Origin of the sequence: Clostridium sp. AF29-8BH, assembly GCF_003478145.1 — a bacterium.
GTDB classification, from domain to species: Bacteria; Bacillota; Clostridia; order Lachnospirales; family Lachnospiraceae; genus Otoolea; species Otoolea fessa.
In genome coordinates, this window is record NZ_QUEL01000009.1 from 1 (window position 1) to 16,598 (window position 16,598).

At 45.1% G+C, this 16,598-nt stretch carries 12 protein-coding genes; 11 read left to right on the forward strand and 1 reads right to left on the reverse strand.

Features of this window, described 5'->3' with window-relative positions:
• From DWZ16_RS07460 to DWZ16_RS07475, 4 genes are all read left to right on the forward strand, one after another.
• Positions 1-718: restriction endonuclease subunit S (locus tag DWZ16_RS07460; RefSeq protein ID WP_207663869.1), on the forward strand; the 718-nt coding region annotated here is incomplete at its 5' end.
• A 12-nt stretch (positions 719-730) separates the two neighbouring features.
• Positions 731-3,946: a type I restriction endonuclease subunit R gene (locus tag DWZ16_RS07465; RefSeq protein ID WP_118522534.1), complete on the forward strand. Its 3,216-nt coding sequence runs from the start codon at positions 731-733 to the stop codon at positions 3,944-3,946.
• A 446-nt stretch (positions 3,947-4,392) separates the two neighbouring features.
• The gene (locus DWZ16_RS07470) at positions 4,393-5,673 is read left to right on the forward strand and encodes a 2-hydroxyacyl-CoA dehydratase family protein (protein ID WP_118522535.1); all 1,281 of its coding nucleotides are present in this window, start codon (positions 4,393-4,395) and stop codon (positions 5,671-5,673) included.
• On the forward strand, positions 5,670-7,379 hold the full coding sequence (locus DWZ16_RS07475; protein WP_118522536.1) for an acyl-CoA dehydratase activase: 1,710 nt from the start codon (positions 5,670-5,672) through the stop codon (positions 7,377-7,379). Before DWZ16_RS07470 ends, DWZ16_RS07475 begins: the two co-directional genes overlap by 4 nt.
• A 10-nt stretch (positions 7,380-7,389) precedes the next feature.
• Here the strand turns inward: DWZ16_RS07475 and DWZ16_RS07480 are convergent, their stop codons facing one another.
• Positions 7,390-8,265, reverse strand: a complete 876-nt coding sequence (locus tag DWZ16_RS07480; RefSeq protein WP_118522537.1) for a MerR family transcriptional regulator — start codon at positions 8,263-8,265, stop codon at positions 7,390-7,392.
• A 113-nt stretch (positions 8,266-8,378) separates the two neighbouring features.
• Between DWZ16_RS07480 and DWZ16_RS07485 the strand changes: the two genes are divergently transcribed.
• The 7 genes from DWZ16_RS07485 to DWZ16_RS07510 all read left to right on the forward strand — a co-directional run bounded on the left by DWZ16_RS07485 (position 8,379) and on the right by DWZ16_RS07510 (position 16,588).
• Positions 8,379-9,554, forward strand: coding sequence for a pyridoxal phosphate-dependent aminotransferase (locus DWZ16_RS07485; protein WP_118522538.1), 1,176 nt, complete (start codon positions 8,379-8,381; stop codon positions 9,552-9,554).
• A gap of 1 nt (position 9,555) precedes the next feature.
• Entirely contained in the window at positions 9,556-10,632 is a 1,077-nt protein-coding gene (locus DWZ16_RS07490; RefSeq protein WP_118522539.1) for an iron-containing alcohol dehydrogenase family protein, read from the forward strand.
• Positions 10,633-10,735: 103 nt separating this feature from the next.
• On the forward strand, positions 10,736-12,082 hold the full coding sequence (locus tag DWZ16_RS07495; protein WP_022359652.1) for a YjiH family protein: 1,347 nt from the start codon (positions 10,736-10,738) through the stop codon (positions 12,080-12,082).
• A 511-nt stretch (positions 12,083-12,593) separates the two neighbouring features.
• Positions 12,594-13,178, forward strand: coding sequence for an AAA family ATPase (locus tag DWZ16_RS16710; RefSeq protein WP_412694303.1), 585 nt, complete (start codon positions 12,594-12,596; stop codon positions 13,176-13,178).
• Positions 13,166-13,906: a DUF4143 domain-containing protein gene (locus DWZ16_RS16715; protein WP_412694113.1), complete on the forward strand. Its 741-nt coding sequence runs from the start codon at positions 13,166-13,168 to the stop codon at positions 13,904-13,906. The genes DWZ16_RS16710 and DWZ16_RS16715 overlap by 13 nt, the downstream gene beginning before the upstream one ends.
• 195 nt (positions 13,907-14,101) lie before the next feature.
• On the forward strand, positions 14,102-14,491 hold the full coding sequence (locus DWZ16_RS07505; RefSeq protein ID WP_118522541.1) for a pyridoxamine 5'-phosphate oxidase family protein: 390 nt from the start codon (positions 14,102-14,104) through the stop codon (positions 14,489-14,491).
• Positions 14,492-14,719: 228 nt separating this feature from the next.
• Positions 14,720-16,588, forward strand: coding sequence for a TIGR03960 family B12-binding radical SAM protein (locus DWZ16_RS07510; RefSeq protein WP_107001291.1), 1,869 nt, complete (start codon positions 14,720-14,722; stop codon positions 16,586-16,588).
• Positions 16,589-16,598: the final 10 nt, after the last annotated feature.

Here is a 16,598-nt window from a genome sequence, read left to right on the forward strand (position 1 = left end):
GACAGACAGACAGACAGACAGACAGACAGACAGACAGACAGACAGACAGACAGACAGACAGCAGACAGAGCTGAGCGCAATTAAGCTCATTCAATATGTGTTTGGCTATGTTTCCATTGAACTTGGTGCTATAGCAACTGTTACAAAACTTGCGGGGTATGAATTTACTAAGTATGTCACCTATTCGGATGAAGGTAAAATTATTGCACTTCGTGGGTTAAATGTTAAGAACGGAAAGATTGATCTGACAGATGTAAAATATATTGATAAAAGTGACTTGACAAAGTTAAACAGAAGTAAACTTTGTAGTGGAGATATGTTATTTACATATGTTGGGACAATTGGTCAAGTTGCAGTGATTAATGAAAATGATAAGTATTATCTTGCACCTAATGTTGCATTAATAAGAGCAGACACTCAATTTGTAAATCCAGAATATATGCGTTACTTTTTTCAAACAAATACATTTTGGGATACACAAATAAATCGTCTGCTTCAATCTTCATCCATGAAAAATATACCGATGGAGAAAATTCGCAAGTTTGTTTTGCAGATACCATCAATTGAGGAGCAGAATCGTATAGTGGAAGTTCTTAACCGTTTTGATACACTCTGCAATGACCTGTCCGCAGGACTTCCGGCAGAAATCGAAGCTCGTCAGAAGCAATATGAATATTACAGGGATAAGCTGTTATCCTTTAGAGAATTACCAAAGTAAGGAGGCGAGGATGTGCCGTACTTTAATATTGTAGCGGAGACATCGGAGAATACCGTTGTCACAGAATATGAGCCAGTTAAGAAGCGTTCTGACAGTTACCAGAGCGAAGCAGCACTGGAACAGGAGTTTATCCGTTTGCTCTGTGAACAGGGATATGAATATCTGCCTATTCACACGGAGAAAGACCTGATTGTCAATTTACGTAAGAGATTAGAGGAACTGAATAACTATCAGTTTTCAGATACAGAATGGGATGATTTTTTCAAAAATGCCGTTGCCAATCCCAATGAGCATATCGTGGAAAAGACTCGGAAGATACAGGAGGACAATGTTCAGGTTCTGACTCGTGATAACGGTTCTTCCAAGAATATTACACTCATAGATAAAAAGAACATCCATAATAACAGGCTGCAGGTCATCAATCAGTACAAGGTGAATGCTTCCGCAGAGAATGGTGCGAAGCATGACAACCGCTATGATGTTACAGTATTGGTAAATGGTTTGCCTCTTGTGCATATTGAGCTGAAACGCAGAGGTGTAGCCATCCGTGAGGCGTTCAATCAGATTAACCGCTACCAGAGGGATTCTTTCTGGGCAGGATGCGGGCTGTATGAATACATTCAGATTTTTGTCATTTCCAATGGTACAAACACAAAGTATTATTCCAACAGTACCAGACGGAATGCGGAAAAGGAGCAAGAGAAGCGGGGAGCAAGTAAGACCAAGACCAGTAACAGTTTTGAGTTTACCTGTTTCTGGGCAGATGCCAATAATCGTGTGATTCTTGATCTGATTGATTTTACAAAGACTTTTTTCGCAAAGCATACGATTCTGAATATCCTTACGAAATACTGTATTTTTACATCTGAGGATATGCTGATGGTCATGCGTCCGTACCAGATTACGGCTACGGAGCGGATTCTCAATCGTATCGAAATTGCTAATAATTATAAGAAGTACGGCAGTGTCGAGGGTGGTGGTTATATCTGGCACACCACAGGTTCCGGCAAGACGCTGACTTCGTTCAAGACGGCAAGACTGGCATCGAAGTTGCCTTATATTGACAAGGTGCTGTTTGTGGTTGACCGTAAGGATCTGGACTACCAGACCATGAAAGAATATGACCGTTTTGAAAAGGACGCTGCCAACAGTAATGCTTCAACTGCTATATTAAAACGGCAGTTGGAAGACCCGGACGCACACATTATTATTACTACAATCCAGAAACTGGCTACTTTTATAAAAAAGAATCCGGGACATGAAGTGTATACGAAACATATCGTTATTATTTTTGATGAGTGCCACCGCAGTCAGTTTGGAGATATGCACACTGCGATTGTGAAGAATTTCAAGAAATATCATCTGTTTGGATTTACAGGAACACCGATTTTCTCTGTCAATTCAGGCAGAGCTAAGAATCCAGAATTCTTTACTACCGGTCAGACCTTTGGAGATCAGTTACACAGTTATACGATTGTGGATGCCATCAATGATAAAAATGTTCTTCCATTCCGGGTGGATTATATTAAAACGATGGATGTAGAAGAAGAAATCACAGACGAAATGGTCTGGGATATCAACCGTGAAAAGGTTATGATGGCTCCTGAGCGTATCCGTATTGTAACACAGTACATACTGGAACATTTTGACCAAAAAACTTATCGTGGGGATAAAACCTATATATATAATACAATGACCAATATTGCGGAGGTGGCTTCTGCCAAACGGGATGAGGTAGAGGAAATCAAACAGAAACAGCGTATCAGTGGGTTTAATTCCATTTTTGCAGTATCAAGCGTTCCGATGGCAAAACTGTATTATCAGGAATTCAAAAAGCAGATGGCAGCAGACCCGACCAAGAAATTGCGTGTTGCAACTATTTTCAGTTACGGTGCAAATGAGGAAGAATCGGATGGTATTCTGGATGAGGAAAATTCAGAGGATACATCTGCCCTCGATCAGCCGTCCAGAGAATTTCTGGAAGAAGCCATCAAGGATTATAATGAAATGTTCCATACGAATTATGATACCTCAAGTGATAAATTCCAGAATTACTATAAAGATGTGTCGCTTCGCATGAAGAACAAGGAGCTGGATATTCTGATCGTAGTAAATATGTTCCTGACAGGTTTTGATGCCACAACTATGAATACGTTGTGGGTAGACAAGAATCTGAAAATGCACGGATTGATACAGGCATTTTCACGTACCAACCGTATTCTGAATTCTATCAAGACTTTTGGAAATATTATATGTTTTCGAAATCTTCAGAAACGTGTGGATAGTGCCATTTCCCTGTTCGGAGATAAGAATGCCGGAGGCATTGTTCTTCTTCAGAGTTTTAGGGATTATTATTACGGCTACGAATCAGTAGATGGTAAGCAGGTGCCGGGATATGTGGATATGATGGAAGACTTGGAAAATAAGTTTCCGTTATCAGAACCACAGATTATCGGAGAGCAGAACCAGAAGGATTTTATTGCTTTGTTTGGCGCAATTCTCCGTATGAGAAACCTTCTGCTTTCATTTGATGAGTTCAAGGGGAACGAGCTGATTTCTGAACGTGATTTACAGGATTACCTTGGACGTTACCAGGACTTGCGTGATGAGTGGAAGCGCAAGCGTCAGGAAAGCACGGATATTACAGATGATGTAGTATTTGAGATTGAACTGATTCGGCAGATAGAAATTAACATTGATTATATTCTCATGCTCGTAAAGAAGTATCATGATACCCATTGTGAAGATAAGGAAGTGCTGATTACCATCAATAAGGCAATCGATGCCAGTCCGGAGCTTCGCAGCAAGAAACAGCTCATCGAAACCTTTATTGCAGGAATCAATGATGTAGATGATGTTATGAACGAATGGCATGAATATGTGGTAGAACAGCGAGATCAGGATCTGAATAGGATTATTGCGGAAGAAAAACTGAAGCCGGAAGATACGTGGAAATTCATGGAGAATGCATTCCGTGATGGGGAGATCAAAACAGCTGGAACGGACATAGATAAACTTATGCCGCCAATTTCACGCTTTGGCGGCGGAGGAAGAGCCAAGAAAAAGCAGGGTGTCATTGACAAAATGAAGGGCTTTTTTGAAAAGTATTTTGGCATCGGCGGTTCGTCCACCTTTGTTGAATCAAATCAAAAGGTTGTGACATATGACATGAGTGAGCAGGAAAATCCGCCAATGGTAGCAGAGCCGAAAATGCCATATGGGGAATAGCCGTGCGAACATATAAACGCGAAAATGGTAGTTAGTGCAGTCGATTTTGAAAAAACTGTTATCACGTATTCCCCGCACAAGCGGGGGTGTTTTTCCTAAAATCTAAAGTTTGGGAAGATAAGAACAACCTTATGATTTCAACATATGAGGCCATAAGGTTTTTTTTTCGTATAGAAAACTTCACTGCCGCATCTTGAAGGTCACCAGAATTTGTGGGAAATGATAGGTGGTTGTTTGCTCAGTTTTTTGGAATATAGATGATTTTGTCACAGGCGTAAAGTTCTTCTCCCCCGCTGTTTCGCATTTCATATCTGATATATTTACAATTCCCATCCAACTGACTATAATAAAGAATGTCCGTTTGCCTGCAAAGGCGCGGAACCATATTCATCTGCATCAGGGCGATATGACAGAAAAATGAACTTAAAAGAATGGAAGAAACAACAATGAATGTAATTGAAAAATTTGGAAATAAGGTGAGCAGCCAGGCGCTTAAGGATCCGGAAAAAGCGCGTCGGCTGCTTCTTGCGGGATACCGCCTGCAGGAAAAGAAGCTTCAGTTTTTGCCGGATCGGGGGCTGCCGTCGTCGGGACAGTATGTGGCGCGGGTGGTTATGAAAAATATCATTCAGTCGCTGTCGGAACCGGAGAATGCGGCGATGGTCAGCATATTTGTGCCGGGAGAGCTGGTGATGGCGGCAGGGCTGACGCCGTACTCAGTGGAGGCGATGTCCTGTTTTATGGCGGGAACGAAGTGTGAGCAGACGTTTCTTCGGAAAACGGAGGAAGAAGGATTTCCGGAGACGATGTGTTCGTACCACAGGGTGTTTCTGGGGGCGGCGCTGACGGGAATTCTGCCAAAACCGAACTGCATGATTTATACGAACCTTGCGTGTGATGGAAATATGATGACGTTTCCTTATTTAAAGGATAAATTTGAATGTCCGGGCTTTTATATCGATGTTCCGTATGAGAAAAACCGGGAATCGGTTCTGTATGTGGCGGATCAGCTGCGGAAATTGAAACGGTTTCTGGAGGAGACGACGGACAGACGGATTTCGGAGGAAACAGTGCGGAGTGCGGTAGATAACAGCCGGAAAGCGGCGGCGAATTATAAAAAACAGCTTGCCCTGCGGTGTGCGCATGACCCGGTGACCTCTCTGACGAATGAATTGTATGCGCTTTTTATGTGCCATCTGATGGCTGGCTCAGAGACGGCGGTTACCTATACGGAAAAACTTCTGCGCGATGTGCGGATGTCACCGAGGGGAGATGGTCTTTCGGTAATCTGGATGCATATCATGCCATTTTTACAGGAGCCGGTTAAGGATATTTTTAATTATAGTAAGAAAATGCACATCCGCGCTTGTGATTTCATCGCAGATGGTTTTCAGGAGATGCATGCGGAAGACCCGTATGAGGCGATGGCAGAGAAAATGGTCTACTGCATTTACAACGGCAGTGTGAAACAGAGAGTTGAGGAAGCGGAACGGCTTGCCAGAATCACGGAAGCGGATGGTGCTGTTTTATTTGCCCACTGGGGCTGTAAGGGAACGATCGGTGCATCCAGCCTGATTAAGCAGTCCTTAGAAAAGACAGGACTTCCGACGATGATTCTCGACGGTGACGGCTGCAACCCCGCCAATACCAGCGACGGTCAGGTATCGACGCGGCTTCAGGCGTTTGTGGAAATGCTGGAAAAGGGCAAGGAGGAGAAACACGCATGATTTATTACGTCTGTAAGTACACCCCGATCGAGCTGTTCCGGGGGTTTGGAGAAGAATGTTCTGTTTTGGAGGAAATGCCGGAAAATTTCGAACAGTCGGATCAGATTGCACATGCAAATCTGTGCGGCTTTGGAAAATCGGTCATTCAGGCAGTGCTGGAAGGAAAGGTTGAACAGCTGGTGCTGGTAAACTGCTGCGATTCGATGCGACGCGTTTACGATATCGTGGAGAGCACGGGAAAATGTAAGTTTTTATATATGCTGGATCTGCCGCATGATGATAATGAATGTGAAAAAGTGAAATTTGCGGGCACGATCCGGAGGCTTAAAAAGGCATATGAGGCATATTCCGGGAAAGTGTTTGATAAACGCGCTTTTATCAAGTCCTTTATTACGCCGGAAATGAACACGGAGCCGTACATTGGTGTGCTGGGCGTGCGGGTCAGCGGCATTCTGGAGGATATGATCCGGGACAATATCCAGATGGATGTGGAAAATCTGACCTGTACGGGTGGTCGGAAACTGTCGGTCGTACAGGATGAAATGTGGAATATGGAGGAAGAAGAGCTGTTTCTTTCTTACGCGGACGTCCTGCTGGGACAGATGCCGTGTTTCCGCATGAACCGTTCGATCCGCAGAAACCGTCTGTATCTGGATCCGAATTTAAAGGGAATTATTTATCACACGATCAAGTTCTGTGATTATTATGGATTTGAGTATGCGAGTATCAAGCGGGATATCAAGGTTCCGCTCCTTAAGATTGAGACTGATTTTACGAGCCAGAGCGCGGGGCAGCTTTTGACGCGCATTCAGGCATTTGAGGAGACGATCGAGGGATCAGAGGATATGGATCCGGGAAAAGGTATCAGTGAGGAGGCAAGAAAGAAGATGGAGTCGGGCATTTTTTATGTAGCGGGAATCGACAGCGGTTCGACAAGTACGGATGTGGTCATACTGGATCAGGATGGAAAAATTAAATCGACGATGATTATTCCGACCGGCGGCGGTGCGATGATGAGCGCCGAGAAGAGTCTGGATCTGGCGATTGAGAAAGCGGGAATTAAGAAAGAGGAGATCGTGCGGATCGATACGACCGGATATGGACGATCCTACATTGACAGCGGGGATGACAGCATCACGGAGATTACCTGCCATGCCAAGGGCGCAAATTATCTGAATCCGAATGTCCGCACTATCATCGACATTGGCGGGCAGGATATCAAGGCGATCAGCATCGACGGGCAGGGAGCCGTGAAAAATTTCCTGATGAATGACAAATGTGCCGCCGGAACGGGACGTTTTCTGGAAATGATGGCGAAAACGCTGGGACTTTCTCTGGAGGAAATGAGTGTGAAAGGACTGGAATGGAAGCATAATATCGTGATTTCCAGCATGTGTACGGTGTTTGCAGAGTCGGAGGTCGTGTCGCTGGTGGCACAGAATAAGGATGTGGCAGATATTATCCACGGTTTAAATGTGTCAGTTGCCTCAAAAGTCGGCGCGTTGGCAGCCCGCCTTGGAAAGGATCATCAAGGCGAATATATGATGACCGGCGGTGTGGCGAAGAACCAGGGTATCATCCAGGCATTGGAAGAGAAGCTTGGTGCTAAACTTTATATCTGTGATGAGGCGCAGCTCTGCGGTGCGCTGGGAGCGGCGCTATTTGCTTATGAGAAATGTAAAGGCAGTGCGGAGGAAACGCGATGAAGCGGCAGGGTTAAAACACTTGTATCGATATTTTCGTCAGATATTCACTGGGAGAGGCTGTGGCTAATTCGTCGATCACAGCCTCTTTATAAGAGTATTTGCCGGTTTTAAACTTGTGTTCATCGATCCAATCAAAGAGTTTTTCGTAGGTGTCTTTCGAGTCATAGTAATTTCCCATTAAGTAAGCAACTGCGTAGGTTCCGGCCGGTTTTAAGTGATAGGGGTAATTTTTCGGTTTTGTTATAACTTTTGTGAAAAAATAAGCATAGGTATCCAGATGATTTTTTCGTAAATCTGCCACATCAAGCATGGCACCATAAGGATGACCGGCATTTAAAGCGTGGGCATTACAGTAACCGATGTGGCGGCAAAGAGCCTGGATGATTTTCTGATGGTCATCTGTATGAATCGGATCGCTGAGAATCAGATATTCTTCCGGTGTCGTCTCGAGAAAAATACGACCATTTTTATTTTCTGTATGGAAGAATAATTCATCTTCTGTGTATTCTGCCTGTTTCTGATTCAGTGATTCCTGGAGTGATACCAGGGATAATTTTGTTTCAACCACTTCTTTAATTTTGCGGAGGTGTTCTTCCTCCTTCTTAATCTTTTCACGTTGTTTCAAAAGAAGTGCTTTTAATGACTCCGGATTGCGCCGGTCTAAAAAAGCACCGATTTCTTTTAAAGGCATCCCAAGTTCTTTTAAACAGGTGATGGTAAAAAACACATCAAATTGGCTTTCACTGTAATACCGATAGCCTTTTTCATCAATATAGGCGGGTTTAAAGAGCCCGATTTCATCATAATGAATCAGTGTGCGCTTGTTTGTGTTGCATAATTTTGCAAAATCGCCGGTTCGTATGCACGCATTTTTGAGTTTTTGCATAAATATTCATTTCCTTCTTGACTATACCGTAACGTTATACCATATTATATATTTGTTTTTAAAAGAAAGCAACTAAATAGAACATATATAACGAAAAAGGAGCGGTAGATAGTATGCCAAAATTAAGTGACCGAGTTAATACATTTACGGATTCCGTCATTCGGCGCATGACGAGAATCAGCGATGAGTACGGGGCAATCAACCTGTCCCAGGGATTTCCGGATTTTGATCCGCCAAAGGCGATCCTGGATCGTCTGGCTGAGGTGGCCTATGAGGGACCGCACCAGTATTCCGTTACCTTTGGAGCGGAAAATTTCCGCGAAGCACTGGCGAAAAAGCAGGGAAAAGCGATCGGAAGAGAGATCGACCCGGAGACGGAGATTGTGGTTACCTGCGGCGGAACCGAGGCGATGATGAGTGCGATGATGACCATCTGCAATCCGGGCGACAAGGTAATGGTATTTTCCCCATTTTATGAAAATTACGGGGCAGACGCGATTCTGTCAGGGGCAGAGCCGATCTATATTCCGCTGGTGCCGCCGACGTATGAATTTGATATCAATTTGGTAGAAGAGGGCTTTAAGGCGGGCGCGAAAGCGATCATCGTCTGCAACCCGTCCAATCCATGCGGAAAGGTATTTACCAGAGAAGAGCTGACCCAGATCGGAGAGCTGGCAGTCAAATATGATGGATTTGTTGTGACGGATGAGGTTTATGAGCACATGGTATATGCGCCGAACGAGCATGTCTGCATGGCGTCCCTTCCGGGTATGTACGAGCACACGATTACCTGTAATTCTCTTTCTAAGACTTATTCCATCACTGGCTGGAGACTGGGCTATCTGATCGGACCGGAGGAGGTGATCGAGGGAGCGAAAAAGGTACATGATTTCCTGACCGTCGGAGCAGCCGCACCGCTGCAGGAGGCAGCCGTGGTGGGACTGGAATTTCCAGAATCCTATTACAGAGACCTGCTGGCGCTCTATACAAAGAAGAGGGAGCATTTCTTAAAAGGACTGGATGCGATCGGCTTGAAGCACAATGTGCCGCAGGGAACGTATTTTGTCATGATCGATATCCAGGAGTTCCTGGATCTGCCGCAGTTTGCCGGATATACCGATCTGGAGTTCTGCGAGTGGATGATCAAAAATATCGGCGTGGCAGCCGTTCCGGGTTCCAGCTTTTTCCGGGAAAATGTAAACAATCTGATCCGTCTGCATTTTGCACGGGAGGAGAAGACGATCGACGAGGCACTGGCGCGTTTGAAGAAATTAAAGGAGTTGCTGTAAGATGACTTATTCGGTAAATTTTGCGAATTATACAATCGGAAAAGAAGCATATAAAAATGTAAATGAAGTGTGCCGCCAATACGGTACGAAAGCGCTGCTGATCGGTGGAAAACTGGCATTGGAGGCAGGAAAGGAAAAGCTTCTGCAAGCGCTTGCAGAAGGGGAAAATCCGGTCACGATCGTGGATACAGTCCTGTTTGGAGAGGACTGTACCTATGCCGGGATGGAAAAAATTGCTGCACACGTAAAAAAATGCGGTGCGGATATGATTTTTGGCATGGGAGGCGGCAAGGCGCTGGATACAGCGAAGGGAACGGCTGAAAAATGCGCCCTTCCGGTTTTTACCTTCCCGACGATCGCGGCAACCTGCGCGGCGACGACGGCCCTCTCGGTTGTCTATAAGGAGGACGGAAATTTTGACAGTTTCTACTTCTATGAGAAACCGGCGCGCCACAGCTTTATTGACACAGAGATTATTGCCGCTGCCCCGGAGTGCTACCTGCGGGCGGGAATCGGTGATACGCTGGGAAAATACTTTGAGTGCCATTTTTCTGCGAGAGGCGACCGGCTGACGCACAGTTCGGCACTTGGACGTGAAATCAGTAATATGTGTTATCTGCCGCTTCGGGAGTATGCAGAAAGTGCGCTGGAGGAATGCCGGGAAAACCAGGCGGGTGAGGCGCTGGAGCAGGCGGTTCTTGCCAATATCGTGAGCACCGGTCTGGTATCGCTTCTGGTTCTGGATGATTATAACGGTGCGATCGCACATTCTGTCTACTATGGACTGGTGCTGCTTCCTGGTTTTGAGGAGAAAAACCTTCACGGCGATGTGGTAGCCTATGGTGTGCTGGTTCAGCTGATGATAGACGGCGAAGAAGAAAAAGCACGGGAAATGAAGGGATTTCTTGAAAAGCTTGGAATCCGCACCACCTTAGCCGAGATGGGGGCTCCTCTTGAGAGAGAAGCGCTTACGGCTGTATTAAAAGAGATTGTGACCGGTCCGGATATGGAGCATATTCCGTATGAGGTGACGGAAGACATGGTTTATGACGCCTTATGTAAGGTGGAAGAATTATAGTCAATAAAGGGTGCAGCTGAACAAAATTCCGTTGCTGGGCACGCATGCGCGAACAGTTACGGATGAAAGATTCTGGGAGAAAAGCAAAACGAGAGGAGACAATATGGAAAAATCATATGTGACAGCAAAGAATCTATGTAAATTTCTGTTTGGTTCAGCATTTGGTGTTTTGATGTTCCTTGTGCCGATTCCGCAGGGAGAATCATTTACAACACTGCTTGATTTTCTGAAAAGCTGGATTAAGGGACTATTTGGTGCGAGTTTGCCCTACATCATTATGGCGATTCTGGTGGTATCGGCCGTGGTCAGTTTGTATGACTACATCGCAAAGCCGGATTGGATTCGGAAGAATCATTATCTGTCCAGAGCTTTTTCAACCACACCGCTGTATCTTGTTTCTAAGATAATTGGTGCGGTATTTGCCGTTATGGTTGTATTTAAAATCGGACCGGAGCAGGTGATTTCCGCCGATACCGGAGCAACCATGGTGGATCTGTGCGGAACGCTGTTCAGCATCGTTATCGCCTTTAGTTTTATCATGCCGTTTCTGACTGACTGCGGAATTATGGAATTTCTGGGAGTGATCGCAAGACCGGTGGTTCGTCCGCTGTTTCATGTACCGGGAAGAGCTTCCATCGACCTGATTGCATCCTGGTTTGGTGCCTCCAATGCGGCGGTTATCCTGACCAGAGAGCAGTATATGAAGGGCTTTTACACCAGGAGAGAGGCTGGATATATCATGACTAACTTCTCTCTGGTATCCATTCCGTTCTGTCTGATGGTAGCAGATACCATGGGAATTTCCAATATTTTCCCTCCATTTTACCTGTGCATCTGTGTGGTGGGAATCATCCTGGCTGTCATCATAGCTAGAATTCCACCGATCTGTACCATTCCGAATACCTATAGAGAGGCAGTTGGAAAGCAGATTGATGAGGATATTCCACAGGAAAAAGGGATGTTTGCTTATGCTCTGGAGATGAGCTGCAAGCGTGCGGATAAATTTACTGCAAAAACAGTAGTCACAAGCGGTTTTGAGGTTCTGATGGGCATGTTTTTTGACCTGATTCCCATCGTAGTATCCTGGGGAACCATTGCCCTGATTATCGCGACCTACACTCCATTCTTCAGCTGGATTTCTTATCCGATGGGAATGTATTTGCAGGCACTGGGAGTTCCGGAAAGTTTTGCAGCAGCACCGGCAACACTGGTTGGATTCACAGATATGTTTATTCCGGCGCTTCTGTCGGTGGGACTTACCTCCGTGAAGACAAAATTTGTGGTCGGTGTCTTATCTCTGGTTCAGATTATATATCTGACAGAGGTAGGAACCATTATCATCAAAAGTGAGATTCCGCTGAATTTCTGGAAACTGCTGGTTATCTTCCTGGAGAGAACACTGGTTGCGATTCCGTTGATTGTACTTTTTGCCAATATGATTGGACTGTAAAGTGAATAAAAATCCAAGAATGCATCTACATTCTGAAATCAGAAATCAAATTAAAACATTATAATCTTCGATGCCTCGTTGGGAAGCCAACGGGGTATTTTTTTACCCAATCAGGCTGTATAGGACACCTCATTTTTGATGTTTTTGGACGGTGCGGGAAGCATACTGATTGGAATCCTTATATCTATGATATAGCTTTTTGCAATACAAAAAGACTTTACATATGGCTATAAAAATTAACTGTATTCCAAGCGGAACCTTCCCCCATTTTCTGGAACACGAAAAAGAAGAAACTCTTTCGGTCTATCTGGAGGCCGTCAAATGGGCGCTTCTGGAAGAATGAATATGTCCGCAAAAATGTTGGAATTATAATGATATTAACCGAAAAAATGTGATTAATGATAAAATAATGTCCGCAAAAATGCTGTTTAGCAATGGAAATATGCTCTAAAAAGTGTTAAGATAGAATACAGATGCTTTTGGATGTATATGTTGCGCAGGAGGTTTCTTAATGGAAAGAGAGCTGTTTACGAAACTGGAACGATGGATGAATAAAAAGAACAGAAAGCCGATGATCATACAAGGAGCGCGCCAGGTCGGAAAAACCTGGATTATGAAGGAATTTGGAGCCAGGTTCTATGAAAATACAGTCTATATCAATTTTGATAATAATAAAGCAATGAAGGATGTATTTGACCTAGACTTTGACTTAAAGCGGATCCTTTCTGCAATCAAAATTGAGTACGGAAAGAGTTTTCAGGCTGAAAATACATTGATTATTTTTGATGAGATCCAGGAAGCACCAAAGGCGCTGGCATCTTTAAAATATTTCTATGAGAATGCACCGCAGTATTCTATCATTGCAGCTGGTTCCCTGCTCGGTGTTGCATTACATCAGGGAACATCCTTTCCTGTTGGGAAAGTTGATTTTTTAAAATTATGCCCTATGAGCTTCAATGAATTCATTTTGGCAGTTGGTGAAAAGGGGTTGCATGAAGCGTTGAGGTCCCAAGATTATGAACTGATCAATGCATATGCCGGGAAATATACGGATTTGTTAAAAAAGTATTATTATGTGGCGGAATGCCAGAAGTAGTCCAGACATATATTGATTCCGATGATCTATTTGAGGTACGTGAGATCCAAAACAATCTTCTGCAGTACTATGAAGAGGATTTTAGCAAACATGCGCCAAAGGAAGTTGTTCCGCGCATCATGATGGTCTGGAATTCGATTCCTTCCCAATTGGCTAAGGAAAATCGTAAGTTTATGTATGGAGCACTACGAGAGGGTGCACGGGCAAAAGATTTTGAACTTGCAATTCAGTGGTTGGAAGATGCAGGGTTAATCCTGAAAAGCTATAGAGTATCAAAGCCAGATATTCCACTGATTGCGTACATGGAAATGAACAGTTTTAAAATGTTCATGTTCGATGTGGGATTGTTAACAGCAAAGGCCGGACTATCAGCAAGACTTCTATTGGAGGGAAGCCGGATCTTTGAAGAATTCAAGGGGGCACTTACGGAACAGTATGTTGCACAGGAGTTACACGCTGCAGGATATCCGCTTTATTATTTTGCAACAGCACGATCAACTGGAGAGATAGATTTTATGTTGCAGGGAGATTTAGACTGCGTTCCGATTGAGGTGAAGGCAGAACAGAATCTCCGTGCCAGGAGTTTGAGGGCATTTTGCGATAAATATAAGCCGGGCATGGCGATTCGTAGCAGTATGTCAAATTATAAGCAGGAAGACTGGCTGACAAATGTTCCGTTATATATGCTTGCGGAATATTTGAAAAGAACAATATATGTGGTAAGCTGATAACAATTTACCTCAAAACCAACGGGGTATTTTTTGTTCTGAATCAGACAATATAGAGCACGGGAAAGGTTAGAACTAACAGTATGGAGAATAATATACAGCATAGATGTAAATATTGCTTGGATATGTGGACTATTGTCCTTGAAATGCTCCTTTAAATATAATATCATTAGTCGCGCTAAGCGAACTAATGATATGGAGGTTCTGGAGTCCCTTCACGGCAATGTAGTATGTGCATTAGCTGCCGGAATCGGTGACTATGTGCGATGTACTCTCTTGGAATATAGCTATCACGATGGCCAGTTTTGGATTTTTACAGAAGGCGGCGAGAAGTTCATAGGACTTGAGAGGAATAAAAATGTCAGTCTTGCTGTCTTTGAAAAGCCCCCGGACTTTGGTGCGCTGAAAAGCGTACTGGTCATGGGAACGGCAAAGCTCATCAAGCCGATGTTATTTGAGGTTCCTGGATTTGATGAATATTCGGAAAACTTGATAAAAAGTTCGATGATAGGAGTTCGAAAAATTTCTTTCGGGAAAGAATCTGTTGCGGAAACGCGGGAAATACCGTATAATAATGCGGTCTGATCTGCACATATGCAACAGATTTGTCCGTAAAAGAATGAAAAATCAGAATTGTGCGTATTTCAGAAACAATTTTTGCTGTAAGAGTGAAAAAAAGTTATGTAAACTGTCTGCAAAAAAATACTTGACAAGAATTTGTATTTTTACGCTTACGGAGAAAAACAAAAAAAGAACTAAAAAACAGCGATGAACACATCGCAAAAAATGAGAAATGTAGGTAAAAATAATTTTATGAGAAAATTAGCATTAAGTGATGAAATCCTTCTCAAGATCTCCCAGCCGGCGCGTTATATTGGCGGCGAGGTGAATATGGTGAAGAAGGATCCGTCGAAGGTAGCAGTCCGGTTTGCCATGTGCTTCCCGGACGTGTACGAGATCGGTATGTCCCATCTGGGCATCCAGATTCTTTATGATATGTTCAACCGCCGGGATGACGTTTACTGTGAGCGTGTTTATTCCCCGTGGATGGACTTAGATCCGATCATGCGGGAGCAGAAGATTCCGCTGTTTGCTGTTGAAAGCCAGGATCCGATCAAAAAATTTGACTTCCTTGGAATTACAATCCAGTACGAAATGTGCTACACCAATATTTTGCAGGTGCTGGAATTATCACAGATTCCGCTCCATGCAGAAGATCGTACCGAGGAGGATCCGATCGTCATCGGCGGCGGTCCGTGTACCTACAATCCGGAGCCGATCGCACCATTTTTCGATCTCTTCTATATGGGCGAGGGCGAGGTGGTTTATTTTGACTTGATCGACCGCTACAAGGAGATCAAGGCGCGCGGCGGCAGCCGGAAGGAATTTCTGGAGCAGGCGGCGCAGATTCCGGGTATCTATGTGCCGGGATTTTATGATGTGACATACAAAGAGGACGGCACGATCGAGGCGATGACGCCGAACAACCCGCACGCGCCGCAGACCGTTTCCAAGCAGCTTGTCATGGATATGAGCGATACCTGGTATCCGGAGAAGCCGGTGGTTCCGTATCTGCGCGCGACGCAGGATCGTGTGGTTCTCGAGATCATGCGTGGTTGTATCCGCGGATGCCGTTTCTGCCAGGCGGGCATGGTATACCGTCCGGTGCGCGAGCGCAGCCTGGAGGAACTGAAACGTCTGGCGCGGACGATGCTAAAGAGCACCGGACATGAGGAAATTTCGCTGAGTTCGTTGAGCTCCAGTGATTACACGAAGCTGGAGGGAATCGTCAATTTCCTGATCGACGAGTTTGACGGAAAGGGCGTCAATGTGTCCCTGCCGTCCCTGCGTATTGACGCATTTTCCCTCGATGTCATGAGCAAGGTGCAGGACGTGAAGAAGAGCAGCCTGACCTTTGCGCCGGAGGCGGGCTCCCAGCGTCTGCGTAACGTTATCAACAAGGGTCTGACCGAGGAAAATATTTTAAATGGTTCTGCCGAGGCGTTCAAGGGCGGCTGGAACCGCGTAAAGCTCTACTTCATGCTGGGACTTCCGACTGAGACCGTGGAAGATATGCAGGGCATTGCCGAGCTTTCGGAGAAGGTGGCGGAAGTGTACTATGACACGGTTCCGAAGGAGCAGCGCCACGGCAAGGTGCAGGTAACCGCCAGCACCTCGTTCTTTGTGCCGAAGCCGTTTACCCCGTTCCAGTGGGCGCCGATGTGCACGAAAGAGCAGTTCTTAGAGCGTGCAAGCATCGTCAACCACCGCATGAAGGAGATGTTAAATAAGAAGAGTCTCCGCTATAACTGGCATGAGGCGGATGTGACCGTGCTGGAAGGTGTTCTGGCGCGCGGCGACCGCAAGGTGGCAGCTGTGATCGAGGAGGCGTACCGCAAAGGTGCAATCTACGATTCCTGGTCCGAGTATTTCAACAATGATATCTGGATGAAGGCCTTTGAGACTTGCGGCGTGGACATTGATTTCTATACGACGCGTGAGCGAAGCCTTGATGAAGTGTTCCCGTGGGATTTCATCGACGCGGGTGTGACGAAGGATTTCTTAAAACGTGAGTGGGCGAACGCACAGGCGGAAACGGTAACGCCGAACTGCCGGATGCGCTGTTCGGGATGTGGTGTCCGTAAGTACGGCGGCGGAGTCTGTTTCGAAGAACGGGCATGAGGAAGGAGCG